Source organism: Bifidobacterium bombi DSM 19703 (assembly GCF_000737845.1).
GTDB classification, from domain to species: Bacteria; Actinomycetota; Actinomycetes; order Actinomycetales; family Bifidobacteriaceae; genus Bifidobacterium; species Bifidobacterium bombi.
On sequence record NZ_ATLK01000001.1, the window covers coordinates 1364336 to 1376661 of the forward strand.

Sequence of the window (12326 nt, forward strand, 5' to 3'; positions counted from 1 at the left end):
TTGAACTGTCAACTTTTATTCCCGCGTTTTGAGAAAACTTGCTCATATCTGACTCAAGTTTCATTTTCACTTCATCGCAAGCACTCCTGAATAAACCATGCCACACGAGCCGTCACTACCGCACCGGCGCCATTGATTCGCAACGAACTTTGTGACCCTAAACCATGCCACTGCCTACGGTAAGGAGAGCGCATCGCGAAATCAAGCCACAGGAGCATCACCAGAGCACCTGGCCGCCAAGCAAAGCCAACCACAAGCACCGGCCGTACTGCCCAACCCGCATAACAACCCTGCCACCAAGCCCCATAACGACGGTCGTATGGCGACGCGTCGCCATACCCGACCACCTATAAACAAGGAGAACTGCTCAATTGAGAGCAACGATGCTACTACTGGGCCTTGCCACGCTTAACCGCGCGGGCTATCCAGACGGATGCGAAAAGACCGATTAGCAGCATGACAATGGATGCGAACAAAGTCCATTGCCCCGCCGACACAAAGGCAGACTGTAGAGCATCGGCCACCTGCGGCCCCAACGCACCCAATTTCCCGTTCGTGCCTTGGGCGCGAATACCTGGAATCACCGAGCCTGCGGAGGCACTCAAGGAGACGGAAAGCCCATTCGAGGCACTCGCTGGCAAACCCTGAACAGCCGCGAGTCTCACCGGTGCGATGGCGTGAATGGCAATCGCCAAGACCGCACCGGCAATAGCTGAACCCACGCCCGTACCTAACTGGCGTACCATCGACTGGGTGGCCGAACCTTCGCCGGACTGTGGAATCGGAACCTCGGAAAGCACCAGGCTCGTGAGCTGGGCGGAGGCGAGACCAAGTCCGAATCCATACAGCAGCATGGCGATAAGCATCAGAAGCACGGGGAAATGCGGGTTCATCAACACCAGCGTCAGCACCACACCGAGAGTCTCCAGAACCAGACCAAGTTGAACCGTTCCCGCAGCACCTATTTTCTTCGTGAACGCGCGCGCAAGGCCACCAGAAACGATCGAACCCAAGCCCATACTTGCCACAAGCGCGCCGGTGGCCATCATTCCAAGCCCACGAGCGTTGATGAGATACAGCGGCAGCACGAAAATCACGGCGAACTGACCTGCGGCAATCGCGCAAGCCGCGATGTTACCCAGGGAGAACGTAGGGATACGGAACAACGTCAGATCAAGCATGACCGGCAACTCACGTGAGGCGCGGCTGGACTCCGTATGAATGAACCAAGCGAAGAACAGCACGCCCAGCACGATGCACACCGGAATGATTGAAACGGGCCAGGCCTGCCCCCAAGTAAAGCCGCCGATGGAGAATGTTCCTGTGGGGCGCCACCACCCATAAGTCTCGCCCTCGATGAGACCGAAAATGAGGAAGGCCGAGCCAAGCGCGGAAAGAACAATGCCGAGAGGATCCGCACCCTGGGGCTTACCAGACCTCGCGGCATTCATGGCGCCACCGGTCTGCGGGACGAAGAATATGGCGGAGACAAACACGATCAGACCCAGAGGAAGATTGACGAGGAAAATCCAACGCCAACCGATGGTAGCGGTGAACAGCCCGCCAAGCAATGGCCCGACCGCAGCCGCCGCGCTCATCACGGATCCCCAGACACCGAACGCGACCGCACGATCCTTGCCGCGGAAAGATGCGGAAACCGTGGAAAGCGTGGAAGGCATAACGAGCGCCCCTCCGACAGCCTGCACGGCACGCGCGGAAAGCAGAACCGCCGCCCCGTTCGAACTTGCCGCCAAAACCGAACCGCATACGAAAATCACAACGCCCACCTGTAGAGTGGTCTTACGGCCTTTCATATCGCCAAGCTTCCCAAACGGCAGCAACAGCGCTGCCAGCACAATGTTATACAGCGATGTGACCCATTGCGCATCCGTCAAGTTGATATGAATCTCACGGATGATGTCCGGCATGGATACATTCACAATGGAACCATCGAGTACGATCATGGCGAGTCCTAACGCAAGAACCCACAACGCATTCCAAGGTGGAGCCACCTGCTGCGCACCAGCCTGCCCATGCAAGGACGCAGGCTGTGATTCATTGGAATTTTTGCCATCAGCCATAGTTTCCCTCTCTTCACTACATTTCGACATGCACCGCTCATTTGCAACATCCAACAGCACCATCATCGCAAATATCCACACGATGGTATCCGCAGCCGTAGTCACAATCAAACGCTTTACACTGTTATTGGTCACCACACAGTCACCTGCACAATTATGCGCGTCATACAGGAACCATATCGGTCAACATTCTCAACCTATTTGAATGGATTTGATTCCAGAAATCACAACACGGGACGACAAATTTTCGCGCGAACCTCCAAGGTTCGACATAAACGCAATGCCTCCACAAAATGATTGAGACAGTGAAAAACCTGCAATCCAGTCAAATCGTCGATGCCAGCGAGCCACCCGTGAATGCATGAAACAGCCAAAACCGGGGTCAACGAAATGCACAAAACAGGTGAGACGCAATGACCGCGCGGCCACCGCCACACCATCATCGCCACGGCAACCGATCGGAATCACTCATGAACGAACAACAATAAAGGAACACGCCCAAAACATCTCCCAGACATTGTGTGAAGTGCGCGACATTTGCCGATGTGGACAGCTCTGTGGACAAGTCCCCGGAGCTACTCGCAACTAGGATTGCGCACAGCCAAGACACTACATCTAGTGGGACGATGGGCGACACCCTACTACAAATAGTGTTTTCTTTGGAACTGAAGGCATGTAGTCTATACGTACTGAGCAAAATGAATTTCAAGTCGATGGAGGGCGCAATGACCGTCACAGTATTCACTAAACCGCACTGCCCACAATGCATGGCCACCACACGCCAGATGAAGCGTCAAGGCCTACAGTTCGAAACCGTGAATCTGGCCGAGAACCCCGAGACTCTCAAGCAACTTATTGATGCCGGATACAAGCAGTCACCAATCGTCATCACTCCCGACGGATCGTGGAGCGGCTACCGTCCAGACCTTATCAAGGAACTGGGTGACGGCAGTTCTATGAACGCTTCCGCCGCTGCTTCCTCAAGCGTTCCACAAGCCACATCCAACGAATCACGGAAGCAGGAAGTACTGGCTCAGCAATGAACGACGAAGAATCAGCACAGGCGAACTACGTAGAGCAACACAACGCATTTGAAGATGTGGCATCCCATTTCCAGGAAACCGCAGCCACAGCCACCATTTCCGCGAGTGACCCCTTCGAAACTGAAAACCTCGAAGCCGAGAACACCGCGGACCCTGGTCGCGCGAACGAGGACGGTGAAGAGCAGGACGTCGCCAGCCTGCCCGAACGTCCGGCAGATCCCAGCACCGAACACATCGGTGCCGTGGTCTATTTTTCCTCAATATCCGGAAACACAGCCAGGTTCATCACGGCATGTAATTTCCCCGACGAAGGCATCAACGTCTACCGCATACCGTTGCGCACCAAGGAAGAACCGCTCCAAGTGAGGGAGCCCTACGTGCTCATCGTGCCGACGTACGGAGGCGGCAACGTGAAAAAGGCGCTATTGCCCCAAATCCGTAAATTCCTAAACGGACGCGCCAACCGCAGCTTCATCCGAGGAGTGATTTCCTCCGGCAACCGCAATTTCGCGAGCGCCTTCTGCGCCGCCGGAGACATCATCTCCCAAAAATGCCATGTACCCTTCATGTACAACTTCGAGCTCATCGGCACTCCGGACGACCACCGTAAAGTAAGAGAAGGCGTACGGAACTTCTTCCTTGAACAACGTAAACAAGATGCTCGGTAACCGAAACGAACGCCAAATAACCGAAAGACCGGATTCCGCGACACCTATGCGCTCAACCGTCTCCGCGGGATGAATAAACCGACGGGCGACGACGGCGCAAGAACGAAGTACACCGGTACGGTTCAGACATAAGGAACACGACGTGTATTGAGCACGACCTCTATTCATCCGCATTCGACACGACAGAACACTGAATTTTGAGATGTAACCAATCGACGATCGAAGCAAAAGCCTCATCGTCATATAACCGAAAGGAAACTGCCGATTATGGCCAGCAACACCTTACCCACCAACGACACCACGCTGAGCATGGACCAAACAGAAGACGAAGCCGATGTCTTCGACCCCGAGCACGACTACCATTCGCTGAATGCCATGCTCAACCTCTACGACGAGAACGGCCAGATCCAGTTCGACGCGGACATCGAAGCCGAACGCGCGTACATCGAAAGCCATGTGGCACCGAACACCATGCGATTCGCCTCCACGGCGGCTCGCCTGAAGTACCTGGAAGACAACCTTTATTATGACAAATCCGTCTTCGACCGATATTCGCCGCAATTCCTCGACTCCTTCTACGAACACGTCGAGGGGCTGGGATTCGAGTTCGAGACCTTCCTGGGGGCGTTCAAGTTCTACCGCTCCTACGCGCTGAAGACCTTCGACGGCAAGCAGTACCTCGAGGACTTCCCACAGCGGTGCGCCGCCGTGGCCCTGGAACTCGCGGCGGGAGACGAAGACGCCGCCGTCAAATACGCCGATGAGATGATCGCCGGCCGCTTCCAGCCAGCAACCCCGACCTTCCTCAATCTGGGCAAGGCACAGCGCGGCGAGCCTGTCAGCTGCTTCCTGGTTCGTATCGAGGACAACATGGAGTCCATCAGCCGTGGAATCAACTCCGCGCTGCAGCTGTCGAAACGCGGCGGCGGCGTGGCCTTGCTTCTGACTAATCTGCGTGAGCAAGGTGCACCCATCAAGCACATCGAGAATCAGTCCAGCGGCGTCGTGCCAGTCATGAAGCTTCTTGAGGATTCGTTCTCATACGCCAACCAGCTGGGCGCACGCCAGGGCGCCGGCGCCGTGTACCTGAGCGCGAACCACCCGGACGTCCTGCGCTTCCTCGATACCAAGCGCGAGAATGCGGACGAGAAGATCCGCGTGAAGACCTTGGCCCTCGGCGTGGTGATCCCCGACATCGATTTCGAACTCGCAAAGCGCAAGGAGAAGATGGCGCTCTTCTCCCCGTATGACGTGGAGCGTGTGTACGGCAAGCCGTTCGCGGATATCTCCGTCACCGAGCATTACGACGAGATGGTCAACGACGAGCGCATCAAGAAGACCTACATCGACGCACGCGAGTTCTTCATGACCCTGGCGGAGGTGCAGTTCGAATCCGGCTATCCGTACATCCTCTTCGAAGACACCGTCAACCGCGCCAACCCCATCGACGGGCGCGTGACGATGAGCAACCTGTGCTCCGAAATCCTGCAGGTGCAGGAAGCTAGCACATACAACGACGACCTCTCCTACGACCATGTGGGCAAGGACGTCTCCTGCAACCTGGGCTCCCTCAACATCGCGAAGGCGATGGACGGCGGCCTTGCGCAGCCCGTCGAAACCGCCGTTCGTGCACTCACCGCAGTTTCCGACCAGACCCATATCGACTCCGTCCCCTCCATCAAGCGCGGCAATGAGGAGAGCCACTCCATCGGCCTCGGCCAGATGAACCTGCACGGCTTCCTGGCGCGCGAGCACATGTTCTACGGCAGCGACGAGGCGTTGGACTTCACCGACATGTACTTCATGACCGTGGCCTACCACGCCTACAAGGCCTCGCACGCCCTTGCGGTGGAGCACGGCCACCCGTTCGTCGGGTTCGAGAAGTCACAGTACGCCAAGCCGGCCGGGGCAGGCAACTACTTCGACAAGTACACCGACGGCAGCCGCTCGCTGGAACCTCGCACCGATGCCGTGAAGGCGCTTTTCGAGCGTTTCGGCGTAGCCATCCCATCAGTTGACGATTGGAAGGAGCTGCAGGCGCAGATCCTCAAGGACGGCATTTACAACGAGTACTTGCAGGCCGTGCCGCCCACCGGCTCGATCTCCTACATCAACCATTCCACAAGCTCGATCCATCCGATCGCCTCGAAGATCGAGATCCGCAAGGAAGGCAAGACCGGCCGCGTCTACTACCCCGCGCCGTACATGACCAACGACAATCTGGAGTACTTCCAGGACGCCTACGAGATCGGCTGGCAGAAGGTCATCGACACTTACGCCGAAGCCACGCAGCACGTCGACCAGGGCCTGTCGCTGACGCTCTTCTTCCCCGCGGAGGCCACCACGCGCGACATCAACAAGGCGCAGATCTACGCCTGGCGCAAGGGCATCAAGACCATCTACTACATCCGCATCCGCCAGCAGGCACTGGAGGGCACGCAGGTCGAGGGCTGCGTCAGCTGCATGCTGTAGTTTGATCGCAACGCACATCTGCAACCGCGCTACTGAGCCGCCTGCATGGCCGGGTTTCCGGCGAGCGCAGGCGGCTCTTTTATTCGCAGCGGCGAGGTAGCGGCGGTCCGATTCCCTAGCTTCACATTTCTACGGGATTTCCAGCGGAAACGCGAACGTCTACAAGTCCGATGCCCAATCTTGCGGTTGTTGATGAAGATGTTTCCGTAAGTAGCCATAGACTCCGCAACAACTCCTGGCCGTACGAACAAGCCTTGTCCAAGAAGTACAATCCACCCGCCGGGATAGTTATACCTTCGGTGTAATATTGACGTACAAAAATCGTAGCGAGACAACCATGAATCCCGTCCAAAAGCGCAGCAAGGAGGCAGAATGGCCACGATAACCGTCCAGCCCACAACGCTACGCTGGGCTGTGGAACAAAGCGATGCTGATCTCGATGAAATAGTAATCAGCAAGCCAAAACTTGGCCAGCTTCCGGATTGGCTCAACTCCAACGAACCCTTGAAACTATCCTTCAGCAACCTGGAAGCTCTCAGCGCATCGTTGCATGTCCCGTTCGGAACGCTGGTGCTCACCGAACCACCGCAAAGCCACGATGAAGCCATCGTAAAGTACCGCACACTCGGCAACGACAATGCCCATATCAGCCAGAATCTTCGAGATGTGCTGGCCTCCATGCATGCCAAACAAAACTGGGCACACGACGAACTCAGCAATCTGGGCTTGGGAGACAATACGCTGGTCGGCAGTGCGCGGCAAACCAAGTCCCCACAAGAAATCGCAAACCTCATCAAGGACCAGCTTTCCTTGAAAGACGATTGGCCGCTTGGCTACGACCGTCGACCCGCTCGGTTCAATTTCCTGCGTGACATCGTAGCAAAGGCCGGTGTGCTGGTGATGAACGATACCATGATCGGCCGAAGGCGCTTAAATCTCTCGGAATTCCGGGCATTCACCCTCCTTGACGATGTGGTTCCTCTTATCTTCATCAACCGCAACGATTCTGACAGTGCGATGCTGTTTTCCCTGCTCCATGAACTTGTGCATGTGGCGCTCGGGACCGAGGAGCTGTTCAACGACTCCGAAATACCACAATCCAGCGCTGATTCGGAACGGCTCATCAACAGGACAGCAATGGAGCTTGTCGTGCCCGAGCACGTGTTCCTCAACGAATGGAAACTGATGGCCCGGACGCATACAGCCGACGATATTGCGAATCGTTTCTCGTTGAAATACGGCTTAAGCACAATCGCCTTCCTCATCAGAGCCCGACAACTTGGACTTGCAAGCGAAGCCGACATCGAGCAGGAACGCAATGCCATGGAACAGCGTCTTAAGAGTCCTCGACAATCCAATGACAGCAAAGGAGGGAATCAGAATCTCACGAATGCCTCCCATTTTGATTCCCGATTCGTTGGCCTAGTGAGGCAGAGCATCAACTCGGGTACTCTTCCCTACACTGATGGCTTCGCATTGCTCAATGTGAAATCCTCACGCGCTTACGACGGGTTGCTGAAAGCAAAGAAGATGATGCCATGACACAACAGCTCTACCTGCCGGATTCGAACATTTTCATAGAATCCTCACGTCAGCATTATCCGTTTGATTACGGCGAGTTCCATGCCTTCTGGCAATGGCTTGAACGATTGAACGACTCAGGCAGCATCATTATGCTCGACGTTGTTTTCAATGAGCTGACGACTACACGCAGAAATGACAGCAAGAGCAAACCGGACTTCCTCGAAACTTGGGTGATGGCGACCTTCACCAACCCTGTAAGCCATAAGACGGACGAAATCGGCGAGGCGTATTCGGAAATCCTCGATTACCTCAATACCTGCGGCCTGTATTCGCAGGATTCCTTTAGACAATGGACGCCGGAAGACAAGGCCGATCCCTGGCTCATAGCCGCCGCAATGACTACCGGAGCAACCATCGTCACCAATGAGGTTCCGGCACATCCAAGCAGGCAACAGCAAATGAAACGAGAACCAAAGATTCCGGACGTTGCGGCGAATTTTGAGGCTCGAACCATCAACTTGCGCGAGTTTTTTGATGAAAGCGGTCTACTTAATAAGAATCCATATTCGTGCCATGCAAAGTGACATTATCGATGTCTCGATGAGCTCCGGTTTTATGTGAGGCATTCCCTCCCAGTTCCGTTCTGGTTGTATTTGTATCGTTGCGTCTCGGTTGTGTCTTGGTTGCACACTTTGGTTGCGTCTCGGTGGCGTCTCGGTTCGGGAAGAGCCAGTCTTTCCGGAACACGCATTGCAGATTCATCAATCACAAGCCTTTCTTGCTACCTCAAAACCAACGATTACACGCACTTCACTTATTTCAAAATAAATTGAAAAATATCTGCATCGTCAGCGTGTTTCAATTTTATTTGAAATATAGTTACGAGCAATCAGCAAGAACGCAGTTCACTGAACGGTTGGCCGGAGAGCTGGCCGAACGGCCGATCGGAGAGTTCGCTGGATGGCCGTCCGGGGGGGGCTCACCAAACAGTTAGCCGTCAAATTCGCCATAAGAAAGGAGGTGAGTATGGGGGTCCAAACGACGCTCGAAGCATTGAACGACTCCGCACGGCGCAGAATCATCGAGCTCCTGCGCACCCAGACCATGAGCGCGGGCGATCTCGCCGAAGCCGTGGACCTTGCCCCATCGCGCCTCTCATACCATCTGAACAAGCTCAAGGCGGCAGGCCTAGTCAGCGGCACAAGGCGCGGGACCACAATCTACTACGAGTCAAACCTCACGGTGCTGGACGACACCATCGTCTGGCTCAAGGGGTTGCAGAAACGCGAAGACGCCTCAGGTAGCGACGATACCGAAAACTGCTGAGCGCCAGTATCCGACCCGCAGCAGCACAGCGGCACAACCGCCACGCGGCACCAGTCCGTCAGGCAATCCCGACGGACGCATATAACCATCCAATTCAAATAATGTGAGCATCCAACAACCATCGGCCAACACCGAGCAACGGAGACCATCATGTCAACACAAAAAACACAAACCACAACCACCGAAGCCACCGGAACCCTAGGAATTCCCAAAAATCCAGAAACCACCGAAAAACCCGAACCCCGCACGATTGTACGCAGCCTGCTCGGATGGAACATCGCAATGTACATCCTGGCACTGCTGACACCAGTAAGCACCCTCATCACCCTGCCGAGTCTGCCTGCGCAAGTTCCGGCGCATTATGGCATCAGCGGCGAAGTCGACCGTTGGGGCAGCAAGTACGAGACACTGACCATGTCGGGAATCATGATTGTACTTCTCGTCATTTGGACGGTATTGGAACTCGTGCTCATACACCGGACGATTCACAGCGAATCCGAGCCTGACGCCAGACGCAGCATCCGGTTCTTCATCTTCGGCGGCATATGTATATTCGTGTTGTTCGATGTAATAAACACCTATATACTGTGGATGTCGAAAACAGGAACGACGAGCCTCAACATGACTTCGGTCTCGTTCGCACAGATCATCAACATCGTGACAGGGCTGGTACTCATCATAACCGGCAACTTCATGCCGCAAGCCAAGCCAAACACATTTTCCGGTATACGTCTGCCCAGCGCCTACACGAGCCGTGAGACGTGGCGGCGCTGCCAGCGCATGGGCGGCATCGCGTTCATAATGGCCGGAGCGATCATCTTCATCTGCGGAATCTTCGTCAACGATGAAACCGCCGCGCTGACCGTGCTCCTCACCGCCATCATCACCGCCACCATCGCCTTGATGGTCTACGCCCCTTATGCCGCCCGCAAATACGGTGCCATCGGCGGGCCGATCGACAGCGAAGACGACGAGTCCGCGGATATTCCACAAGCACCAGCAATGAAGTAGCATTTAACCAGCCTGGACAAAACAAGGTAAAATATCATATTGTGAGGGTGAGACGGCATGCATGAACAGAAAACGGGATTCATGCTGGACTCAATCGTCCTACCGATACCCATCCCACATCGGCAACGGCATCAACTGATCCTCGCAGTGTGCCCACAACTCGTTGAGGTCACTGCCCGGATTCCTCAGCCACCGCAGCTGAATGCCGTCCATCATACTGAAACCTGCATTCAGTAGCTGTTCGATATTCACTCCGTCAGGGACGGCCCACGGGACCTTCAACATTGAGTCGATGACATTACGGTCTCGATCGAGGAAGTACTGATACGCCGGATGCTTGGGATCAATCGCCTCGGCATCGAGGGTGGAGAACATGTGAACCTGTTCGGGGCGTTTGGAATTGAAAGCCACGACATCTCTCCACATATGCGCCAACAGCGGCTTCTCCGTCATGCTGAAACGTGTGATTATCTGTGATGTGCCGGTATCGTATACCTCATCAAGCACAATGTTGAGCAGCCCCTCCTTACTGCCCACATGATGCAGCACACCAGCCTTGGTCATGCCGACAGAATTCGCTATCTTCTGCAATGAAGTGCGGTAGTATCCGCGCAAACCGAACGAAATGACGGCGGCGTCAAGAATAGCCGCACGGCTGCTCGCCCCGTTCGTGTATTTTTTAGTGCGCTCTAAAGGCTGCATTTCATCATCTTCTTCTGCTCTCAGCAACAATCAATCCGTTTTATTGTGCATGTTGAGGTAGACCTCGGAATGAAGCAACAGCTAATAAACAAGAATGCGGACCCCGCTCCCTCTTGTGGCAACGGAATCCGCATCATACGACAACGCACTATCTAAATTCACTTCACCTTGCGAATCATCATGATGCCAATGGTTCCTATGAGCAAGAAGAAAGCAGCGACAGGGAAGACCGCCTTGTAGCCGCCCATAAAAGCAATGATCGCGGTCGTGCACCACGGGGCCAGCGCCTGACCTATGGTATTGGCGAGGTTGAGGATGCCCAGATCTTTGCCAGCCTGTTCCGGGCTGGGAAGCACATCGACGTTGAGCGCCTGGTCAACGGACATGTAGCAGCCGTTGCCAAGACCCGACAGCACCGCGAAGATGTACATGCCGGTCGTGGTGGGCATGATCCAAGGCATGAGTAGTCCCAATGCGGTCAGTATGCAGCCGAACGCCACCATCACCTTGCGGCGTTGCAGGAAATCGGAAAGCGGACCGGACACCACCGATGCCACGATAGTGGCCACCAGGGTGATCATGGAGATGATTTTGATGGCCGTGCTGGATTCACTGACGCTCAAATGGATGTAGCGTTCAAGGATGAGCAGCTGATAGCTCGTGATCATGAACATGCCAATGGTGAAGGTAAGCCTTCCGACCAGAGCGAGGTAGAAATCACGGCTGTTCTTGGTGGGAGGAATGAAGGAGCGGAGGATATCGGCAGCTGAGGTCACCTTCGTGTTGTTCTCGGCGGACTGCTCGCGCGGCCAGATGAGCACGGTGAGCAGGCCAGAGAAGAGGAAAAGCAATGTGCCGATGACCAGACCCACGTTGAGTTTGGTCAGAAAGAAACTGCCGACGAAGTTACCCAGCTGCATCCCGACAATCTGCCCGGCACCGTAAATCGCGGAGAATGTTCCACGTGTTGCCTCGGGAATACGGTCGGAAAGCACGGCTACGGCAGGCGCGATGAGGCAGTTGATGCCAATCTGCACGATGCACCAGCCGGCGACGATCCAGAACAAGGTCCTAGACTGTGAAGTCAGGAAATAGCCCGCCGCACCGATGACACCGCCTGCGACGATCCACGGGGTGCGCTTACCGACACGGAATTTGGAGATATCCGACAAGGTGCCGAATATGATGTTGGCGAAGAGCGCGAAGATGACGCTGATCGAGTTCATAGAGCCAACGGCTTGCTCAGCGGAGAGCCCTGGAATGCTGGTGAACAGCTGCGGCAAAAGCACTCCCGAGCCCATAGAGAACGGTATTCCCCAAAGTATTGAAATCATGGCGAAACCAATGCCGAACCTCACTTTATTGGCCAATGGTTTCCCTGTGTCCGGTGCCAAATTCGCCGCATCCGGTAATGATACTGCCTCCATGGCATGACCTCCTTGCGTAATGCCGACAACTATCTTTGTTGCCGAACGGTCGGTAAGTATTCTATCACTGCA

At 55.2% G+C, this 12326-nt stretch carries 10 protein-coding genes; 7 read left to right on the forward strand and 3 right to left on the reverse strand.

Annotation, left to right across the window (positions count from 1 at the left end):
- Positions 1–389: 389 nt before the first annotated feature.
- Complete coding sequence (locus BBOMB_RS05310; protein ID WP_152570139.1) at positions 390–2081, reverse strand: MFS transporter; 1692 nt, start codon at positions 2079–2081, stop codon at positions 390–392.
- 725 nt (positions 2082–2806) lie between these two features.
- Here BBOMB_RS05310 and BBOMB_RS05315 point away from each other — a divergent pair.
- From BBOMB_RS05315 to BBOMB_RS05345, 7 genes are all read left to right on the forward strand, one after another.
- Positions 2807–3124 (forward strand): glutaredoxin domain-containing protein, encoded by a 318-nt coding sequence (locus BBOMB_RS05315; protein ID WP_044087499.1) that lies wholly within the window; start codon positions 2807–2809, stop codon positions 3122–3124.
- A gap of 197 nt (positions 3125–3321) precedes the next feature.
- Entirely contained in the window at positions 3322–3792 is a 471-nt protein-coding gene (gene nrdI, locus BBOMB_RS05320) for a class Ib ribonucleoside-diphosphate reductase assembly flavoprotein NrdI (RefSeq protein WP_044087500.1), read from the forward strand.
- A 309-nt stretch (positions 3793–4101) separates the two neighbouring features.
- On the forward strand, positions 4102–6264 hold the full coding sequence (gene nrdE, locus BBOMB_RS05325; RefSeq protein WP_238549927.1) for a class 1b ribonucleoside-diphosphate reductase subunit alpha: 2163 nt from the start codon (positions 4102–4104) through the stop codon (positions 6262–6264).
- Positions 6265–6636: 372 nt separating this feature from the next.
- The gene (locus BBOMB_RS07670) at positions 6637–7806 is read left to right on the forward strand and encodes an ImmA/IrrE family metallo-endopeptidase (protein ID WP_052377508.1); all 1170 of its coding nucleotides are present in this window, start codon (positions 6637–6639) and stop codon (positions 7804–7806) included.
- Positions 7803–8372 (forward strand): DUF4411 family protein, encoded by a 570-nt coding sequence (locus BBOMB_RS05335; RefSeq protein WP_044087438.1) that lies wholly within the window; start codon positions 7803–7805, stop codon positions 8370–8372. Before BBOMB_RS07670 ends, BBOMB_RS05335 begins: the two co-directional genes overlap by 4 nt.
- A gap of 442 nt (positions 8373–8814) precedes the next feature.
- The gene (locus tag BBOMB_RS05340; protein WP_044087439.1) at positions 8815–9114 is read left to right on the forward strand and encodes a metalloregulator ArsR/SmtB family transcription factor; all 300 of its coding nucleotides are present in this window, start codon (positions 8815–8817) and stop codon (positions 9112–9114) included.
- Positions 9115–9264: 150 nt separating this feature from the next.
- Positions 9265–10125 carry a DUF1648 domain-containing protein gene (locus BBOMB_RS05345; protein WP_081867313.1) on the forward strand — a complete coding sequence of 287 codons (861 nt, stop codon included), beginning with the start codon at positions 9265–9267 and terminating at the stop codon, positions 10123–10125.
- 99 nt (positions 10126–10224) lie between these two features.
- On the opposite strand, the gene BBOMB_RS05350 is transcribed toward BBOMB_RS05345, so the two are convergent.
- Positions 10225–10827, reverse strand: a complete 603-nt coding sequence (locus BBOMB_RS05350; RefSeq protein WP_044093291.1) for a TetR/AcrR family transcriptional regulator — start codon at positions 10825–10827, stop codon at positions 10225–10227.
- A gap of 158 nt (positions 10828–10985) precedes the next feature.
- On the reverse strand, positions 10986–12254 hold the full coding sequence (locus BBOMB_RS05355; RefSeq protein ID WP_044087442.1) for an MFS transporter: 1269 nt from the start codon (positions 12252–12254) through the stop codon (positions 10986–10988).
- Positions 12255–12326: the final 72 nt, after the last annotated feature.

What these genes read in the sequence shown, in the direction of transcription:
- BBOMB_RS07670 (WP_052377508.1), top strand. Translation starts at nt 6,637, where the DNA reads ATGGCCACGATAACCGTCCAGCCCACAACGCTACGCTGGGCTGTGGAA.
- BBOMB_RS05335 (WP_044087438.1), top strand. Translation starts at nt 7,803, where the DNA reads ATGACACAACAGCTCTACCTGCCGGATTCGAACATTTTCATAGAATCC.
- BBOMB_RS05310 (WP_152570139.1), bottom strand. Translation starts at nt 2,081, where the DNA reads ATGGCTGATGGCAAAAATTCCAATGAATCACAGCCTGCGTCCTTGCAT.
- BBOMB_RS05345 (WP_081867313.1), top strand. Translation starts at nt 9,265, where the DNA reads ATGTCAACACAAAAAACACAAACCACAACCACCGAAGCCACCGGAACC.
- nrdE (WP_238549927.1), top strand. Translation starts at nt 4,102, where the DNA reads ATGGACCAAACAGAAGACGAAGCCGATGTCTTCGACCCCGAGCACGAC.
- BBOMB_RS05340 (WP_044087439.1), top strand. Translation starts at nt 8,815, where the DNA reads ATGGGGGTCCAAACGACGCTCGAAGCATTGAACGACTCCGCACGGCGC.
- BBOMB_RS05350 (WP_044093291.1), bottom strand. Translation starts at nt 10,827, where the DNA reads ATGCAGCCTTTAGAGCGCACTAAAAAATACACGAACGGGGCGAGCAGC.
- BBOMB_RS05355 (WP_044087442.1), bottom strand. Translation starts at nt 12,254, where the DNA reads ATGGAGGCAGTATCATTACCGGATGCGGCGAATTTGGCACCGGACACA.
- BBOMB_RS05315 (WP_044087499.1), top strand. Translation starts at nt 2,807, where the DNA reads ATGACCGTCACAGTATTCACTAAACCGCACTGCCCACAATGCATGGCC.